Origin of the sequence: Haladaptatus halobius (assembly GCF_020618475.1) — an archaeon.
Classification (GTDB): Archaea; Halobacteriota; Halobacteria; order Halobacteriales; family Haladaptataceae; genus Haladaptatus; species Haladaptatus halobius.
In genome coordinates this window covers 1,350,014-1,366,840 of the sequence record NZ_CP085335.1, presented here as the reverse complement: position 1 = coordinate 1,366,840, position 16,827 = coordinate 1,350,014, and the positions used below count along the sequence as shown (strand labels likewise).

The following is a 16,827-nucleotide window of genomic DNA, read 5'->3' as shown; positions in this document are numbered from 1 at the left end:
GACGCCAAACCGTCCGGTATGCCGTGGTACGCCGTCGAAGCCCTGGACGACGCCATCGAGACCACGAAAGCCCTTCTGCTCCCCGTCGAAGTTCGGACGTGGCTGAAACTCGCCATCGTCGTCTTCTTCCTCGGCGGTGCGAGCGCGTCACCGCCGACGGGAGGAGGGAATTTCCAATTTACGGGCGAACCGGACGGTCTGACCCCGGATATTCCGGTTTCGATGGACACCGTCATCGCCGTCGTCCTCGCTATCGTCGCGGTGGCGATACTGCTCTGGCTACTGTTCATCCTCGTCGGTTCGGTGATGGAGTTCGCGTTCGTCGAGTCGCTTCGCACGCGAGAGGTTCACGTCCGGGGGTACGCGAGCGAGCGCCTCGGCCAGGGTCTTCGTCTGTTCGGCTTCCGTGTCGTTCTCTACCTCCTGTTCGTCCTCCCGGTCGCGGGACTGGTGATTCTCGCATTCGTTCCGGCCGTGCTCAGCGGGTCGCCAAGCATCGCTCTCGGAACCCTGCTCCTGTTCGTTCCGGTGTTGCTCGTGCTCGGGCTCGTCGTCGCGCTGGTAGACGGCTTGACGAGGAACTTCGTCGTTCCGGTGATGGTGCTCCGAGGCGGCGGCGTCATCGCGGGTTGGCAGGCGTTCTGGCCGACGCTCCGGGGGCAGTGGAAACAGTACGCCGCGTACGTTCTGCTCCGAATCGTCCTCACCATCGCGGGCGGAATCGTCGTCTCCCTCGTCGGCGGAATCGTCGGCCTCGTCCTCCTGATTCCGTTCGTCGTCCTCGGTGGACTGCTCCTCGTCGCGTTCGGCGGCCCCGCCGCGATACTGTCGAGTCCCGGCGTTCCGGCGCTGGTTTCGTTCGGACTCCTCGCCGCGGTGTACGGTCTGCTCCTCCTGTTCACCTTGGCCGTCGTTCGCGTTCCCGTGCAGTCGTATCTGGGTTACTACGCCCTGCTTATGCTGGGCGATACGAACCGGGAGTTCGACCTCATTCCGGAGCTTCGAGCGGAAGTCCGCTAGAGCTTCGAGTCGAGTTGGCGGGAGACGGCGTCGTCCCCGACCGGACCGTCGTCCCGCGAGAGGTGGACGATGGGCGCGTTTTCCATCTCGACCCATTCGCCGTCACCGTCGCTGGCGATGGTGACCGAGCGCCGGGTCTGCGGGAGTCCGTTCGCCCGTATCCCCGACGTTCGCTCCCTGACGCTCGCCATCTGGAGTGGACGCGGCGATTCCTCGTTGACGACGAACCGATAGTGCGGCACGTCGGGGTCGTGCTCTCTGAGGGCGTTCCGATACTTGCAGGCGAGTTCGGTGGCCCGATGAGCGTCCTCGTCGGTTTCGAACCGCGTGCCGGTTATCGGCATCGGGCGCTCGCCGGTGTCGGCGCACGCGACGGAGAATCGTCCGTCGTCGACGGCCAGCTGCTCGATTTCGCGTCGCGTTCGCCGGAGGGTCTCGTCCATGTTTAGGTCAGCCTAATCTTTTTTAGGCCATCCTAAAAGCGTTGCGACTCACTCCGTGAGCCCCGCGAGGAGGTGGGCCGCGAGAGTCTTGTCGAGCGGGTCGTTCGCGTTCCCGCAGTGCGGCGACTGGACGCAGGAGGGACAGCCGGATTCGCAATCGCAGGCGCGGATCATCTTCCGCGTGTTACCCATGAGCGATTCGACCGTCTCGTAGCCCTCGCGGGTCAACCCGACCCCGCCGGGATAGCCGTCGTAGATGAAGATGGTGCTCGCTCCGGTGTGGGGGTGGAGCGGGGTCGAGAGACCGCCGATGTCGCCCCGGTCGCAGAGCAGTTCCAGCGGGAAGAGCGAAATCATCCCGTGTTCCGCGGCGTGGATAGCCCCGCCGAAATCGCCGTCCATCGCCCGAACTTCGCGCTCCAACTCGTCCGGTATCGTGAAGTAAAGCGCCTTGGTTCGGAGCGCGAGTTCCGGCAGGTCGAGCGACTCCCGACCGAGCGTCTCGTCGCGTTTCGCGTCCCGGCGTTCGAATCCCGTGATTCGCTTTCGCATCGTCACGTCGGCGAACCGGACGATACAGTCGTCGCGGGTCGAGAGCGTCTTCTCTCGCAGATCGGTTTCGACCGTGATCTCCTTCTCGTAGAGCGTTTTCGTGTGGTAGTCGGCCCACGTCGGCGAAAGTTCGGCAACGTCCCGCGACAGGTCGAGGTCGACGACCTCGTAGGACTGACCCTGCTGGTGGTAGATGGCTCCTGGGTGGACGTCGTTCAAGGCGTCGCTGAAGGGAAGCGAGGCGATAACTTCGTTGCGAGTGCGGTCGAGTAGGTCGACCTCCCGCTCGTCGATGGTTCGCAGGCTCATCTCGTGCTGCGGGCTTCCGTCGCCGTCGTACACCCACCGGACTCCGCCGCTCGTCTGTCGACGTTCGAGTTCGCCCCATGATTCGAGTTCCGCGACGAGTTCGGGGAAGCCCTCGCCGAAGTACGCTTCATCGTCGGGCGAGAGCCACGTCTCGCGGGCCGCCGACGCGACGTGCGCCGGGAGGAGTTCCTCGTTCTCGGGGTTCACCACCGCTCGCTCCGGGTCGCCCGCGAAGAACTCGTCCGGGTTTGCCACGAGATATTGGTCTAGCTGGTCTTCGCCCGCGACGAGGGTGACGAGACTGGGGTCGGTGCCCCGGCCCGCGCGTCCGGCCTGCTGGAACGCGGCCATGCGGGTGCCGGGGTAGCCGTCGAGCAAGACGGCGTCGAGGCCGCCGATGTCGACGCCGAGTTCCAGCGCGTTCGTGCTCCACGCGCCGCGAATCTCGCCGGAGTGGAGTCCGGATTCGAGTTCCCGCCGCCGGTCGTTCTTGAGGGCGGCTTGGTACGCCGCGATGTTCGAGGCGAGGTCGCGCTCACCGCGCTGTCGGAGTTCGTCCGCGCTCTCCATCGCGTACCGTTCTGCGGCCTGTCTGGCCCGGGTGAACACAAGCGTCTGGCAGTCGCGGCTCACGAGGTCGGCGAAGAGTCGTTTCGTCTCCCCGTGGTTGGATTTGCGTCGTTTTGCCCCGCCGTAGCGGTCGTCCTCGTACTCAGGCGGGTTCCAGAGTAGCCAGTGGGTCGGCCCGGCCCTGCTCGCGTCCTCGTCCACGAGGCGGAACGACGAGTCGGACTGGCCGGTCACCGCGCTGGCGTGCTCGACCGGGTTGCCGATGGTCGCCGAACAGCAGACGAACTGCGGGGAAGCGTCGAATCGATCGCAGATGCGGGCGAGTCGACGGAGGACGAGCGAAACGTGGCTTCCGAACACGCCGCGATACTCGTGGACTTCGTCGACGACGACCGTCTCCAGTCCCGTGAAAAACCAGTCCCAGAGGCGGTGTGCGTAGGGAAGGAGGGCGTAGTGGAGCATGTCGGGTGTGGTGAGCACGACGGTCGGCTGACGGTCGCGCACGGCGCGCTTTTCGTTCTTGTCGAGCCGGCCGGTGTACTGCGCGACGGAGACGCGACTGCCGAACCCCAAATCGCGGGCGAGTTCCGACAGCGTCTCCTCTTGGTCGTTGATGAGCGCGTTCTGCGGGGCGATGTAGAGGGTGCGCCCGCCGCGCTCCATCGCGCGCTCGAAGGCGGGCACAGTGTAGGCGAGGCTCTTCCCGCTCGCGGTCTGCGTGGCGACGACGACGTTTTCGCCGTCCCGCACCGCTTCGACCGCCTCTGCCTGATGGCGGTAGAGGCGGTCGATTCCCCGTTCGCGGAGGGCCGATTCGAGGCGCGTTTCAAGCGCCACGTCCCGAAACTCGCCGTCGTTGCCGGCGAGCGTCTCGTGGCGAGCGATCTGTCCGTCGTAGTAGGGGCGCTTTCGGAGCCAGTCGATGGAGTCCTGCACTGGACTGGCGTTGGGTGTGGAGGCTCTAACCGGTTTCGTCGGCGGACACCGGACGAGCCTTCTTCGAAACACACGAAGGCCGTTCACTCTTCGGAAAAGGGAGTTCTCGGGAGCGGTTTCACAATCTCGTCACCGTACGACCAGGAGAGAACGCCGTAATCCGCGAGTCGCGGAAGGTGCTTCTGGACGAGACGAATGCGGGTTTCTTCTTGCTCGGTGGGCGTAACGTTCGTGAACGGCGTATCGTTACAGCGGCTCGCGACCTCCAGCGCCACCCGTGAGAGAGGTGTCGCGGTCTCCTGCTCGGCGAGATAAAGTACGAGATGGCGACGCTGCTCGTCTTCGAGCACTTTATACACCGAACTCGAAGTGGAAGTAATAGTGGCGGAGTCGACCGCTTCCAAGAACTCCAGTAATTCGGCAAGTATCTGTTCCCTCTCGTCCGGTGTCTCGCCCATGTCCTAATTATCGTTACTGTAGAGTATGAATCACCCGGTTGAACGTCCGGTGCGAAGTTTTCAACTTGCGTACTATTTCACCGATAGATGGCTTCCGAGCTCGTATTTATGATTCAGAGACAATAACGCGTAATCGCCTATAGTACGAAGAGAAAACAACGCCTGAAAACCTGAAGCCGTCATTTTGATCGCCCAACATAATTTCGAGACGGCATATGAACTTTTCACTCTGGAGCTATTAACGATACGAGAGTATGAGTGTCCAAGACGACGATACAACCTCGCCGTTCATCTGTGGTGTGGAGGCACCCATAACGTTTCAGTACGATTGGGCGAGTGAGGGCGCGTTGAGCGCGTTTATCATCCAGCGGATGATAGAGGAAACGAAGATCGACTCTACCGATGTCCCCCAGTCACTCTATCAGCGCATCGATCCCGATGCGTTGGAGGATCTATTTCGTCCGCTTCTGGACGGAACTCCTCGAACGAGCGGGAAAGTGACCTTTAAGCTCGCCGGTCACTACGTCACTGCCCACGGCGACGGAACGATCGAGATTGAATCGGAGCTCGGTCGATTGAAACGATCCGGCGGGAATCTCTTATTCACGGGTGACGTTCCGACGGACGTTTTCGAGCAATTGAGCGCACAGTTTATAGGCGAAACCGAGTACGACAGAACGCATCTGTTCGCGCTTTACGGACGCAACGCGGACGTCGCTCGTACGCGACTCTCACAAGCGAACGCGAGCCCAGACAACGCACGCGTCTTAACATACGAGGCAGCGGTACGATCGACCACACAAGCGCGTACGAACGAGCCTTCGAGGCAGGCGACACTCTCGCCGGTAGTGGGAACGATAGACGACTTTCAAACGGCGATCCAGGAAGCAACGTTCGAACTGCAGCGTCAGCGGATGGGGTTCGTACCGGGTGAACTACGGTTTTGCTTCGATTCACTGCAACTACTTTCCGGCGAGGAGGACGCGCAAACCGTGGAGAAATTCCTCCGAGCGATTACGGGAACTATCGAGGACGTTTCCGGTTTGGGCCACTACATCTTCCCGGGAGCGTACGGATCTCAGCCTGTCCAGGCCGTCAACTCGTTGTTCGACGTGGCTATCGAACTGAAAATCAGCGAGGAGGGGCCGAAACAACGGTGGCATATGCACGACACGGAGTATACGACAATATGGTTCCCCGTCTAGGGATATACGAACGAGACCCGACTGAACGGTGACGAATTTGCTTCCGCGTTGGCGGAAAATACTCTCAGAACTACCCACCGAAAGCACATGAAACCGATATTTCGCTCAGATACTGATCACCCCGGAATAACGGTCATTGATCCGATTCAGCGTCGGCAGTTTCCGATTCGAACGTCGGAGCCCGTCCATCCAGTTTCGATCGATACCGATCAGTTCTACTTTCCCGTAGACAATGCGACCGAAATCGTAACGACCAATCTCGTTTTACCCCACACCGTCATCGCCCACGTCCGCACCGTGAACGGGGACGTTCTAACGAAAGCCGAAGATTTCGCATACGAGCAACTTCCCGAAGGGGAGTACGTGATCGAATTAAACGCTCCCATCGGAATATACCTGCGCGTTACCGGTAATCTAACGATCGCCTCGTCGGCGAACCGAATGGAGTTCGATTTCGGTACAAAAACACGCGTTAAAATCGGGGCACGGTCGTACCACGAACAGCCCGGAACGACGGTGACTACGACGACGGAACCGCGGGACGTGATGACCGCAATTTCGACGTTCGGTTCGGCGCTGAAGACTCTGAGCTGCGAGCGGTCGCTTCCGTCGCTTAGAGGTCACCCGCCTAAAATCGAATTCGGGGATCAGCTTCGCGTTCCCGACGAGGTCTCGCTCCCCGATACCGGAGTTCGGATCGAACTCCCGCCCGAACTGTCGATGATCTATCCGGCGAGTTCCCTGGCCTACTATCTGGGTGCGGACATCGTTCCGAGCGACGACCCGAAACTCGTCACGGATCGAGGATTCGTTCACCCCCTAGACCATTCGGGGAGGGGATTTGAAGGCGAGATCGAACGTGTACTCAAACAGCTATTATTTCTCGACTGCGTGACGCGTACCGAAGGGTTTTATCGAATCCCGCTCCACGAGCGGCAGGTGATCGAACCATACGTCGATTTATCGTTCAACGAGTTGTACGAAAGGGATCTATCGGAGCAACTCGAGACCTACCTCAGCGTCCCGTACGGCGCTATCCGAAAGCATACACCGACTTGGCTACTGTCGACGACCGTCACAGACGATGCGGCTAACCTCGAAGCGATACCGTATCTCGTAAACAACCTCTCTATCATATCGATGAAGTGTGAAAAAAGCCGGCGCGAACCGATGCCGGAAACGCCGAAACCCATCGATAGTTTTTTTCGAGGAACGAGCGCGAAGCAAAGGGGTCAGAAACGAGAGGAGGCCGGCTCGTACGTTGCCTCTAGTCGAGCGAATTCCTTGGAACAAGCGTGGCTCGGACGAGGGATGCCGATCGGCGCGAACAAGATAATCAAAAAAGCGTTCGAAAACAAGCTCGAACGGTCGTCGTCGACCGAAGGGATCGACATAACGGTGATCTGTAACGAGTCGGAGATGAGTCCGGAGTACGACGCAGGGGATAATCTCTACGGAAAACGAGACGAGCTCGAATTCGATATCGATGTTCATCGAAACCTCTCCGTCGACGAGCTAGAATCGGTGCTCACATCACCTACCGACTTCGTCCACTACATCGGCCACATCAAGGACGGGGAGTTCATCTGCAGTGACGGCGGACTCGATGCGGAATCGGTCGACGACGTTGCAGTCGACACGTTCCTTCTGAACGGCTGTCGGTCGTACGAACAGGGGGTAGAGCTCATCAATTCCGGAAGCATCGGCGGAATCGTCACGTACAGCGAGATCGCGAACAAGAGCGCTATCAAAATCGGGCGCACGATCGCTCGCCTGTTGAACCGTGGGTTCTCGCTCCGATCCGCCCTTACGATAGCTCGTGATCAGCAAATAGTCGGGAATCAGTACATCGTCGTCGGCGACGGGAGCATCGAAATCGCACAAAGCGAAAGCGGAACGCCGGTTCTCTGTCTCCTGGCCACCAACGATGGCGAAAGGTACGACCTACAACTGACGACGTATCCGACGGTCGACTCGGGGATGGGTTCCCTGTTTACCCCCTTCATCAGCGATACCGAGGAGTACTATTTGAGCGGGGGAGATATCGAAACCTTCCGCGTAGAGAAAGACACGCTGACTCGATTTCTCAGCTTAGAACAGATTCCGCTCGTCGTCGATGGAGAATTTACTTGGTCGACCGATCTAAATTTCGAAACGCTATAAAACTGATCTACCGGATCGTTCCGCCGCACGCTGCTGCCGCGTTGCCCGTCTGGGTGAGCAACAGGCAAATGGTGAATAGAACGCCAGCCATTCGGGGGTTCTCTGCGAGGTAAGCCGTTAGCGAGTCATTATTTTTCGTCATCGCATCCGTTACGTGGGAGAGAGAAAGGATAGCTTTTCCTAAATGGTTTAGACGGGAAATAAATTGGAATATCGGTTTATCTCGCAAGAGAAACCCGACCGTACCGGGAAGGTGTGATACGAAAGGTGGGATTACCGCTCTCGACGGGTCTCCTTTCGTCAGTCCATCATTCTTTATTCGCCGCATGTACAAGAGTAATCGCCGATTACGCCGATTTTCGTCGTCGAAACCGCTCGCCACGGTGAGACGAACGAAAGTGAAAGCGAATTTCGACGTTCTCACCGACGATTTGCGTTCGAGGATCCGAGAGGTGACGCGGGCCGATGCGACGGCCGGAATGCTTTTCGGCGAAAAACCACATATATTTCAAAATTTTGTTTGCAATATCAAATAAAATTTTATCTATTAGAAAACAAAGAGGGAGTCGAGGTCAGAAAGATGTCTGACGACAAAAAGCACGGTTCAGGAAGCGTCGCAGCCGGAGATACGAGCCAGCGCGTCGGCGCGGAAGTCGTCCGCGAACGCGGCGGCGACCCCGAGGAACTCCGCGAAAAACTCGTCGACGCCATCGGAGCGGAGTTCACTACGTACTACTACACCACCCTCCGCTGTCACCTCGCCGGTCATGAGGACTACAAAGAGATCACCGAAGACGCTCGACTGGAAGACCGCGCGCACTTCGAACTGGTCTTCCCCCGCGTCTTCGAACTCGGCGGGCGACTGCCGAACGACATCCGCGATTTCGCGGATCGAGTGTCCTGCCCGGACGCCGAACTGCCGACTCCGCAGGGCGGTGACGAGCCCGACGTGACCCAGATGGACACCGAGGATATCCTCGAAATTCTCCTCGAAGCCGAGCGTTGCGCCATCCGAACGTGGTCCGAGGTCTGCGACATGACCCGCGACTGCGACCCGCGAACCTACGATATGGCCCAGCGCATCCTCAATGAGGAGATGGATCACGAGGCATGGTTCATCGAACTCCTCAGCAAGGAGCGCGACGGCGAGATCAACCCGGCCGGTCACTTCGTCCGGGGCGAACCCGGCGACGCGCCGTACTCGACGAATAACCGGTTCAACGACTCGGCCTGAGCGACACCCGCAGTCCGTCCGAAGCGGTGACGAACCGCCGGATGGCACGATTCGCCGAACCGACAGCCACATTTTTCCTCGCTCTGAACTCCATCCTTGGATCGCTACACCGTCGAAATCCGAGTGCCGGAAGCGTGCGCCGTGGAGCAGGCGGGCGAGAAGGTCGAAATCGACGTTCTGGAAGACGAGCACGTCCTCGCCGCCCGGAGCGAGGGGCTGTGGCTCCCCGCCGACTGCAAGCTGGGCTGGTGTACGACCTGCGCCGCCGAACTGCTCTCCGGCGAGGTTGACCAGTCGGACGCCAAGCGATACTACGAGGAAGACAGCGAGGAAGGCATGATTCTCACCTGCACGGCCGAACCGCGGTCGGACTTGTCGATTCGAGCGTGCCAGTACGACGAGATGTTGGAACACCGGGCGGAGCCGACAAACCGCCAGGACGGTCGAAGCGATGAGTCGGGAGATTGTTTCACGTTTTCGAACGCTATCGGCTTCTTTCGGTTCCACCTCATCGGTACAGCCACCGCGACGGCAGGCAGACAATCCGCTGAGAGCACGCACCTGTCGTTCGCGGAAATCGCGTTAATTCGTCCGTGCGTTCCCTAGTGGATTGAAAGGACGAGCGGTGCGAGGGGCTCTACGCCTCGATTACGAACGGTGAAACCGTGAACGGGGTACTCGAAGCACGACGACGAAAGCACCGCAGGCCAAGCGCGAAGCGCCCGGCCGAGGAGCGCAGCGAGATCGCGGCGAACGCAGTGAACGACGGACAGCGAGAGCGAAGCTTTCGCGTGTCGCGCGAGGGTAGCATCGCGAGTGCTTTCTGGGACACGGTCATCACAGCAGCTCCGCCTCGTGATTCGTGCGAGAGTGACGGCAGTTATTTGCCCGCAGAACCACCAGTTCGAGATATGCGAGACGCATACCTCGTCGGCGCGGCCCAAACCGACTTCGGGTCGTTCCCCGACGAAAGCTATCGGTCGCTGTTCCGCACCGCCTTCGAGGGGACCCGCGACAGCGTTCCGGCGGACATCGACCCGGACGACGTGGACGAGGCGTTCGTCGGCACGCTCGGCGTCGGGGGACGACAACTCGGCCTCTCGGGGCCCGCGGTAACGGAACACGTCGGCCTCGACGGAATCCCCTGTACCCGCGTCGAGAACGCCTGCGCGGCCAGCGGATACGCGGTTCGGCAGGCGGTGCAGGCCGTCAAGAGCGGGATGGCTGACGTCGTCCTCGCGGGCGGCGTCGAGATCATGACCGATACGTCGAGCGACGCGACGAAGTACTGGCTCGGCGTCTCCGGCGAAACCGAATGGGAGCGCCTCTCGGGGACGACCTTCGCGGGCGTCTACGCCCAGATGGCCGACGTGCACATGGCCGAGTACGGCACGACCGGCGAACACCTCTCGCGCGTGGCGGTGAAGAACCACGCGAACGGCGCGAAGAATCCCCACGCGCACCTCGGCTTTAAATGCTCGCTGGAGGACGCCCAGAACGCGCCCGTGGTGGCCGACCCCCTCACGCTCTACCACTGCTGTCCGACCACCGACGGCGCGGCCTGCGCCGTCGTGGTTTCCGAGGACGTGGTCGGGGAGTACACCGACGACCCGATCCGAATCGCGGGCGTCGGCGCGGCTAGCGATCGAGTCGGACTGTTCCAGCGCGATTCGTACACCTCGGTTCCGGCCTCGCGCAAGGCGGCGGAGCGGGCCTACGAGATGGCGGGCGTCACGCCCGAGGATATCGACTTCGCGGAGGTTCACGACTGCTTCTCCATCGCGGAACTGCTAGCCTACGAAGACCTCGGCTTCTGCGAACCCGGTCGAGCAGGAAATCTCGTCGAATCCGGCGTGACCGAACTCGGCGGCGACCTCCCCGTCAACACTTCCGGCGGGCTGAAATCGAAGGGCCATCCCATCGGCGCGACGGGGGCCGGACAGATAGTCGAGGCCTACAAGCAACTCTCCGGCGAGGCGGGCGACCGACAGGTCGAGGGAGCAACCCGCGGCCTGACCCACAACGTCGGCGGGAGCGGCGGCGCGGCGGTGGTTCACGTGCTGGAACGTGAGCGAGCACGGGAGGTGGGCGCGTGACGAACATCGCTGCGGTCGGAGCCTACGCCCCGCGATTCCGCATCTCAGCGGACGAGTTCCGCGAGGCGTGGGGGCGGTTCCACGCCGCAGGAGTCGACGAAAAGGCGGTGCCGGATTCCGACGAGGACGCCCTGACGATGGCCTTCGAGGCGGCGACGCGGGCGCTCGACGCCGCCGAAAATCCCGAAGTCGCTTTCCTCGCGTTCGCCTCGACCACCCCACCGCTGGCCGAGGAAGACCTGACCGCCCGACTCGGTGGGATGCTCGGCGTCCCGAGCGACGCGACCAGGCACGTCTTCACGGGAAGTACCCGCGCCGGAACACGAGCGCTCGCGGCCGGACTGGCCGCAGGTTCGCGGAACGACGGCGTCGGGCTGGTCGTGGCCGCCGACTGCCCGCGCGGAGACCCCGATTCGGCGGAAGACCACGCCGCAGGAGCGGGGGCGGCGGCGTTCGTCCTCGCGGACGACGGCCCGGCGAGTGTCGTCCAGCGCGCCGAGTACGTCAGCGAGTTCCCCGGCACACGGTTCCGACGAACCGGCGGCGAGAACGTCGAAGGACTGGGCGTCACGGGCTACGACCGACGCGCGTTCACCGAGACGCTCGCCGGGGCGGTCGAACAGCTAGAATTCGAGGACGTGGACGCCGTCGCGGTGCAGGCCCCGGACGGAAAGCTCCCCTACCGCGCAGCCGGCGCGCTCGGCGTCGGCGTGGACGAAGTTCGAGCCGGAACGCTCGTCCACGAACTCGGCGACGCCGGCGCGGCGAGCGTTCCGCTGGGACTGGCGAAAGCCCTGAGCGAAGATCACGAGCGAATCCTCGCAGCGTCGTTCGGAAGCGGTGCCGGGGCCGACGCGCTGCTCGTGGAGGCCGGCGAGGTGCCGGTGTCGCTCGCGCTGGACGGCGACGACGCCATCTCCTACGCCGAGTATCTCCGAAAGCGCGGCGAACTCACCTCCGGCCCGCCGAGCGGCGGGGGAGCTTACGTCAGCGTCCCGTCGTGGCGGCGAACGCTCGACCAGCGCCACCGACTACTCGCCGGGAGGTGTTCGAACTGCGGCGCACTGAACTTCCCACCGGAGGGCGCGTGCAGCGGGTGCAAATCGATGGTCGAGTACGAGGAGGTGCGACTGACGGGCGAGGGAACCGTGGAAGCTGCGACGACCATCTCGCAGGGCGGTGCTCCGCCGGAGTTCGCGGAACAGCAGGCCCAGTCGGGGGATTTCGACGTGGCGATAGTCGCGCTGGACGGGCCGGACGGCGACTCGGCGAGCGCCCCCGCGCAGGTGACCGGTACCGACCCCAAAAGCCTCGAAATCGGCGATAGGGTGGCGACGACGATGCGCCGAATCTACACGCAAGAAGGCGTGACGAGGTACGGATTCAAAATTCGGCCGAGTGGCTGAATCTCGAATCGAGAGGGCGACAGATTACCGACGTTCGAACCTGCGGCTCCGAGAGCGGTTCTATAAAAATTCTGTCTCGTGTACCCCTACCCGAGACAATTATCCAATTTCCCGGTCACGGTAAAAGCGTTCTGCAACGAGTTGGGAACGGTACAGGTCAATTATCGAAAGGTATTTGAGCGCAAGGGCAGGGTCGTCACTCGATGAACTCCGCCATCGATTCGCCCGACGCGGACGTCGAATTTCCCGCTGTCGGACTCGGGACGTGGAAGAACGTCGACCCGGAACGCTGTGCCGAGACGGTTCGGACGGCGCTCGAACTGGGATACAGACACGTCGACACCGCCGCGATTTACGGCAACGAGTCGGCCGTCGGCGACGGAATCTCACGTGCCGACGTTCCGTGCGAGGACTCGTCGTTGCGACGAAGGTCTGGCACGACAGTCTGGGCTACGACGACGTTATCGAGAGCGCGGAGAACAGCCGTTCACGACTTGGAATCGACACCATCGACGTCCTGTACGTCCATTGGCCCTGCTTCAGCTACGACCCCGAGGAGACGCTTCCGGCGTTCGACCACCTTCGCGACGAAGGCGTGATTCAACACGTCGGCTTGAGCAACTTCACGCCCGAGCATCTGGACGAGGCGCGTGAGATTCTCGACGCGCCCATCGTCGTCAACCAAGTCGAGATGCACCCGCTCCTTCAGCAGGCAGAACTCCGCGAACGCTGCGTCGAACGCGACGTTCGTCTCGTCGCCTACTCGCCGCTGATTCACGGCGAGGCGTTCGACGTCCCGGAACTGAGTGCCATCGCCGAGAAGCGCGGCGCGAGCCAAGCGCAGGTCTGTCTCGCGTGGCTCCGTGAGAAGGGCGACGCCGCGATACCGAAAGCGAGCGACGAGAACCACCTCGCTGACGATCTCGACGGCGTAACCCTCGTCTTATCTCCTGAAGATATCGCGCGAATCGACGCCGTCGAGGAGGAAAAACGAATCAGTAAGACCGACTGGACGCCGTGGTAGGGCCGAGGTCGACGCTCGGCGCGTCGCGTAGAAAAACGCTTTTCCTTCGGCCCCACGCGCTCTCGGGTATGAAGGTAGGCGTACTCGGAGCCGGAACGATGGGGCACGGAATCGCACAGGTCACGGCGATGGCGGGCCACGACGTGGCGCTCCGCGACATTGAAGCGGAGTTCGTCGAGGACGGTATCGAGAGCATCAAGGCGAACCTGCAAGGGGGCGTCGAACGTGACAAGGTGACCGAGGAGGAGAAGGCCGCGGCGCTCGACCGAATCTCGGGCACGACCGACCTCGAAACCGCAGTTGGTGACGCGGACTTGGTGGTCGAGGCGGTGCCGGAGGAGATGGACATCAAGCGGGCGACGTTAGCGGACGTGGAGGAACTCGTCTCCCCCGAGACCGTCATCGCGTCGAACACCTCGTCGCTCTCGCTGACCGAAATCGCCAGCGCGCTCTCCGACCCGACGCGCGCCGTCGGCCTCCACTTCTTCAACCCGGTTCACATCATGAAACTCGTCGAAGTCGTCGTCCCCGAACAGGCAGACGACGGAACGGTCGAATTCGCCAGCGAGTTCGTCGAGGATATCGGCAAGGTGGCAGTCGAAGTGCGCGACTCCCCCGGATTCGCATCCTCGCGTCTCGGGGTCGCCCTCGGCGTCGAAGCCATCCGGATGCTCCAGGAGGGCGTGGCGAGTCCCCGCGACATCGACGCCGCGATGGAACTCGGCTACAACCACCCCATGGGTCCCATCGAACTCGGCGACGTGGTCGGACTGGACGTTCGCCTCGACATCCTCGAACATCTCCGCGAGGAACTGGGCGAGCGATTCCGCCCGCCACAGATTCTGCGCCAGAAGGTTCGAGCCGGGAAGCTCGGCAAGAAGACCGGCGAGGGATTCTACGTTTGGGAGGACGGCGAAGTCGTGGGAGTGAGCGGAGGTGACGATGAATGAGCGACGAGACGAACGAAGCCGAAACGAACCAGACCGACGAAACCCCCGGCAGTCCAGAACAGGTCGCGGGCGAGTGCGAGACGGTGGACGCGGCGGTCGAGGAGTACGTCGCCACGGTCACGCTGAACCGCCCCGACGCTCGCAACGCCCTGAACACTCAACTTCGTTCCGAACTGAAGGACGTGCTCGACGCGGTCGAAGCGTCACCGGGCGTGCGCGTCGTCGTCCTCACCGGAGCGGACGAGGCGAAGGCGTTCGTCGCCGGAGCCGACGTGAACGAACTCCGGGAGCGCGACGCGCTCGAACAACGCGAGGCCAGCAAGCGTCCACGAGTATACGAGTACGTGGACGATTTGGAGAAGCCGGTCATCGGGGCGCTCAACGGTCACGCGCTCGGTGGCGGTTGCGAACTCGCACAGGCCTGCGACGTACGCATCGCGCACGAACGCGCGAAACTCGGCCAGCCGGAGATCAACCTCGGCATCATGCCCGGCGGGGGGGGCACCCAGCGCCTCCCCCGATTGGTCGGCGAAGGACAGGCGATGCGGCTCGTTCTCTCCGGCGAAATCATCGACGCCGCGGAGGCCCACGACATCGGACTCGTTGACGAGGTGTGCTCGGACGACGAGTTCGAAGACCGCGTCTCCGAACTGGCGGGACGGATGGCCGAGAAGAGTCCGGCGGCGCTCGAACTGGCGAAGAAGGCCGTCAAGGCGAGCAGTCGGATGGAACTCGAAGCGGGCATCGAGTACGAGGCGGAGCTGTTCGCGTTGTTGTTCGCGTCCGAGGATAAGAACGAAGGCATCGACGCCTTCTTTGAGGATCGAGAACCGGTGTGGGAGAATCGGTGAGCCGCGCTCCGACGCCGAGTCACTGCCCCCCGATATAGTCCGCGCCGTCGCGATACGACTCGAAGATTTCGCGGCCCCACGCCACCGCTTCCGGGGCGCGATTGGCGATGAGACCTCGGAGTTCGCCCCGGTCGTCGTACACGACGACGCAGACCCCGTCGCGCTCCCCTTCCACCGCGATGAGTCCGAACGGGAGCGTCTCGGTCGTCTCCCAGACGGAGAGATCTCCAGATTGCAGCGCCTCTTGGAGTCGGTCGCCGTAGTCGGTGACGAGATATCGGACGACTGGACGTTCGAGCACGAGTTCTGCAGACATATTTCCTCGGACGGCCTGCTTGTGGAACAACTCCACGTACTGCGGGAGGGCGACCGGCGAGAAACCTCGCGCCACGTCCGCTTCCGATACTATCTCTTCGACGTACTGAACCGGATGATTCGGCGCGTGGCGCTCCGCGAGGGCGACAGTCGCGTCGTCGACGAGCGCCATCGGTAGCTCGCAGTCGGTCGGGAGAATAGAGAGCAGTTGGCGGGTTCGGCGCACGTCTTCCACGCACCCCCGAAATGTGTCGTACTCCGTTTCGAGCAAGCGACCGGCGAGCGTCAGTTCGAGTCCATCGTCCGTCCGCTTGACGAGGTCGTGTTCACGCAGTTCTCGCACCGCTTTGTACACCGTCGAACGGGAGACTCTGAGTTCGTCTCCGAGGTCGCGTTTCGGTATCGGTTCGGACGAGAGCGCGGAGAGAAATTCCGCCCGCTTCGTCACTGCCGTTATCAGATCGTCCGAACCGTCTCCCGCCTCGTTCATGTGCCACTCGCCTCTTGTGGTGCATCCCGCATAAGTTTGTCTTAAAAAGCCACAACTATTATATAGTTATTCGAAGATACCGAACCGCGCTTTCGATCGCTGTACTTTTTTCCGATGTTGAATCGCGTCTGACTAACTAAAGTAATGAGCGTTCCTTTCCATTACTACCACGCCCGAATCGGAGAATCTAACTGCGTCCCCGTCGCCATCGGCTCTCCCCCCGAACGCCGTCGTCACACCGAGGTCAGCAACCAATGATCCGAAACCCCACACTGGATGGCGAAGAAGAGACACTACCGTGGTCGCTTACCACGGCGCTCGACATTCTCGGAGCCCCACTCCGTCGGTCTCTCCTCCGACAGCTCGCAGAACACGAACGCCCCGTCTCGGTGACCGAACTCGCGGAGTTCTGCGCCGACGACGCTGTGTTGGAAATGGAATCAGAACAAATCGCTATCGCGTTACATCACGTACATCTGCCGCGACTCGTGGATTACGAAATCGTCGCCTACGACTTGCAGGAGAACACCGTCGAACGAATCCCCGACGCCGCCGTCGTCCGAACTCTGTTCGACCTCGCTTCCGACTGTTAACGTTCCGTTCGAATGTGAGTGCGGCAGTAAGGCCGCACTTGTCAGAGGTACACTGCAGTACCGGTTTGCCCACCGCCAGTGAAAACACCGACAGTAGGCGTTTCCGGAATTTGACCGCGGAGAGATATGTCTTTGGTTAATTACTCATATCAATCGATTCATAGACGTTGAGTTTGAACGTTTTTCGAGCGGAGGACGAAGCGAACGCAACC

The 16,827-nt window shown here is 61.7% G+C and carries 16 protein-coding genes and 1 pseudogene; 11 read left to right on the top strand and 6 right to left on the bottom strand.

Annotated elements, in window-relative coordinates; all coding sequences use genetic code 11:
- Window positions 1-18: 18 nt before the first annotated feature.
- Entirely contained in the window at window positions 19-1,020 is a 1,002-nt protein-coding gene (locus LIW51_RS07680; RefSeq protein WP_227376608.1) for a DUF7544 domain-containing protein, read from the top strand.
- Here the strand turns inward: LIW51_RS07680 and LIW51_RS07675 are convergent.
- The 3 genes from LIW51_RS07675 to LIW51_RS07665 form a co-directional block, all read right to left on the bottom strand.
- Window positions 1,017-1,463 carry a DUF7552 domain-containing protein gene (locus LIW51_RS07675; RefSeq protein WP_227376607.1) on the bottom strand — a complete coding sequence of 149 codons (447 nt, stop codon included), beginning with the start codon at window positions 1,461-1,463 and terminating at the stop codon, window positions 1,017-1,019. The genes LIW51_RS07680 and LIW51_RS07675 overlap by 4 nt on opposite strands.
- A 48-nt stretch (window positions 1,464-1,511) precedes the next feature.
- On the bottom strand, window positions 1,512-3,830 hold the full coding sequence (locus tag LIW51_RS07670) for a DEAD/DEAH box helicase (RefSeq protein ID WP_227376606.1): 2,319 nt from the start codon (window positions 3,828-3,830) through the stop codon (window positions 1,512-1,514).
- Window positions 3,831-3,913: 83 nt separating this feature from the next.
- On the bottom strand, window positions 3,914-4,288 hold the full coding sequence (locus LIW51_RS07665) for a DUF7344 domain-containing protein (RefSeq protein WP_227376605.1): 375 nt from the start codon (window positions 4,286-4,288) through the stop codon (window positions 3,914-3,916).
- A 254-nt stretch (window positions 4,289-4,542) separates the two neighbouring features.
- Between LIW51_RS07665 and LIW51_RS07660 the strand changes: the two genes are divergently transcribed.
- The gene (locus LIW51_RS07660; protein ID WP_227376604.1) at window positions 4,543-5,493 is read left to right on the top strand and encodes a DUF7504 family protein; all 951 of its coding nucleotides are present in this window, start codon (window positions 4,543-4,545) and stop codon (window positions 5,491-5,493) included.
- Window positions 5,494-5,580: 87 nt separating this feature from the next.
- Window positions 5,581-7,656 (top strand): hypothetical protein, encoded by a 2,076-nt coding sequence (locus LIW51_RS07655; protein WP_227376603.1) that lies wholly within the window; start codon window positions 5,581-5,583, stop codon window positions 7,654-7,656.
- Between the two features lie 7 nt (window positions 7,657-7,663).
- On the opposite strand, the gene LIW51_RS38460 is transcribed toward LIW51_RS07655, so the two are convergent.
- Entirely contained in the window at window positions 7,664-7,798 is a 135-nt protein-coding gene (locus LIW51_RS38460) for a DUF7503 family protein (protein ID WP_255767389.1), read from the bottom strand.
- Between the two features lie 438 nt (window positions 7,799-8,236).
- Between LIW51_RS38460 and dps the strand changes: the two genes are divergently transcribed.
- The gene (dps, locus tag LIW51_RS07650) at window positions 8,237-8,890 is read left to right on the top strand and encodes a DNA protection during starvation protein (RefSeq protein ID WP_227376602.1); all 654 of its coding nucleotides are present in this window, start codon (window positions 8,237-8,239) and stop codon (window positions 8,888-8,890) included.
- Between the two features lie 96 nt (window positions 8,891-8,986).
- Entirely contained in the window at window positions 8,987-9,496 is a 510-nt protein-coding gene (locus LIW51_RS07645) for a 2Fe-2S iron-sulfur cluster-binding protein (RefSeq protein ID WP_227376601.1), read from the top strand.
- Between the two features lie 31 nt (window positions 9,497-9,527).
- Here the strand turns inward: LIW51_RS07645 and LIW51_RS07640 are convergent, their stop codons facing one another.
- A complete protein-coding gene (locus LIW51_RS07640; RefSeq protein ID WP_227376600.1) occupies window positions 9,528-9,728 on the bottom strand; it encodes a hypothetical protein in 201 nt (66 codons plus the stop codon).
- Between the two features lie 73 nt (window positions 9,729-9,801).
- On the opposite strand from LIW51_RS07640, the gene LIW51_RS07635 reads away from it, so the two are divergent.
- The 5 genes and pseudogenes from LIW51_RS07635 (at window position 9,802) to LIW51_RS07615 (ending at window position 15,217) form a co-directional block, all read left to right on the top strand.
- Window positions 9,802-10,986, top strand: a complete 1,185-nt coding sequence (locus tag LIW51_RS07635) for a thiolase domain-containing protein (RefSeq protein ID WP_227376599.1) — start codon at window positions 9,802-9,804, stop codon at window positions 10,984-10,986.
- A complete protein-coding gene (locus LIW51_RS07630) occupies window positions 10,983-12,392 on the top strand; it encodes a zinc ribbon domain-containing protein (RefSeq protein WP_227376598.1) in 1,410 nt (469 codons plus the stop codon). The genes LIW51_RS07635 and LIW51_RS07630 overlap by 4 nt, the downstream gene beginning before the upstream one ends.
- A gap of 203 nt (window positions 12,393-12,595) precedes the next feature.
- Window positions 12,596-13,416, top strand: a pseudogene (locus LIW51_RS07625) (aldo/keto reductase).
- Between the two features lie 68 nt (window positions 13,417-13,484).
- A complete protein-coding gene (locus LIW51_RS07620; protein WP_227376597.1) occupies window positions 13,485-14,366 on the top strand; it encodes a 3-hydroxyacyl-CoA dehydrogenase family protein in 882 nt (293 codons plus the stop codon).
- Window positions 14,363-15,217, top strand: coding sequence for an enoyl-CoA hydratase/isomerase family protein (locus tag LIW51_RS07615; RefSeq protein WP_227376596.1), 855 nt, complete (start codon window positions 14,363-14,365; stop codon window positions 15,215-15,217). Before LIW51_RS07620 ends, LIW51_RS07615 begins: the two co-directional genes overlap by 4 nt.
- A 19-nt stretch (window positions 15,218-15,236) precedes the next feature.
- Here the strand turns inward: LIW51_RS07615 and LIW51_RS07610 are convergent, their stop codons facing one another.
- Window positions 15,237-16,022, bottom strand: coding sequence for a helix-turn-helix transcriptional regulator (locus LIW51_RS07610; RefSeq protein WP_227376595.1), 786 nt, complete (start codon window positions 16,020-16,022; stop codon window positions 15,237-15,239).
- A 254-nt stretch (window positions 16,023-16,276) separates the two neighbouring features.
- Here LIW51_RS07610 and LIW51_RS07605 point away from each other — a divergent pair, with 254 nt between their 5' ends.
- Complete coding sequence (locus LIW51_RS07605; RefSeq protein WP_227376594.1) at window positions 16,277-16,615, top strand: DUF7344 domain-containing protein; 339 nt, start codon at window positions 16,277-16,279, stop codon at window positions 16,613-16,615.
- Window positions 16,616-16,827 lie beyond the last annotated feature (212 nt).

Bases quoted from the DNA above. Each gene is read 5' to 3' on its own strand.
- LIW51_RS07680 (WP_227376608.1), top strand. From the start codon at position 19: ATGCCGTGGTACGCCGTCGAAGCCCTGGACGACGCCATCGAGACCACG.
- LIW51_RS07675 (WP_227376607.1), bottom strand. From the start codon at position 1,463: ATGGACGAGACCCTCCGGCGAACGCGACGCGAAATCGAGCAGCTGGCC.
- LIW51_RS07665 (WP_227376605.1), bottom strand. From the start codon at position 4,288: ATGGGCGAGACACCGGACGAGAGGGAACAGATACTTGCCGAATTACTG.
- LIW51_RS07660 (WP_227376604.1), top strand. From the start codon at position 4,543: ATGAGTGTCCAAGACGACGATACAACCTCGCCGTTCATCTGTGGTGTG.
- LIW51_RS07655 (WP_227376603.1), top strand. From the start codon at position 5,581: ATGAAACCGATATTTCGCTCAGATACTGATCACCCCGGAATAACGGTC.
- LIW51_RS38460 (WP_255767389.1), bottom strand. From the start codon at position 7,798: ATGACGAAAAATAATGACTCGCTAACGGCTTACCTCGCAGAGAACCCC.
- dps (WP_227376602.1), top strand. From the start codon at position 8,237: ATGTCTGACGACAAAAAGCACGGTTCAGGAAGCGTCGCAGCCGGAGAT.
- LIW51_RS07640 (WP_227376600.1), bottom strand. From the start codon at position 9,728: ATGACCGTGTCCCAGAAAGCACTCGCGATGCTACCCTCGCGCGACACG.
- LIW51_RS07635 (WP_227376599.1), top strand. From the start codon at position 9,802: ATGCGAGACGCATACCTCGTCGGCGCGGCCCAAACCGACTTCGGGTCG.
- LIW51_RS07620 (WP_227376597.1), top strand. From the start codon at position 13,485: ATGAAGGTAGGCGTACTCGGAGCCGGAACGATGGGGCACGGAATCGCA.
- LIW51_RS07615 (WP_227376596.1), top strand. From the start codon at position 14,363: ATGAGCGACGAGACGAACGAAGCCGAAACGAACCAGACCGACGAAACC.
- LIW51_RS07610 (WP_227376595.1), bottom strand. From the start codon at position 16,022: ATGAACGAGGCGGGAGACGGTTCGGACGATCTGATAACGGCAGTGACG.
- LIW51_RS07605 (WP_227376594.1), top strand. From the start codon at position 16,277: ATGATCCGAAACCCCACACTGGATGGCGAAGAAGAGACACTACCGTGG.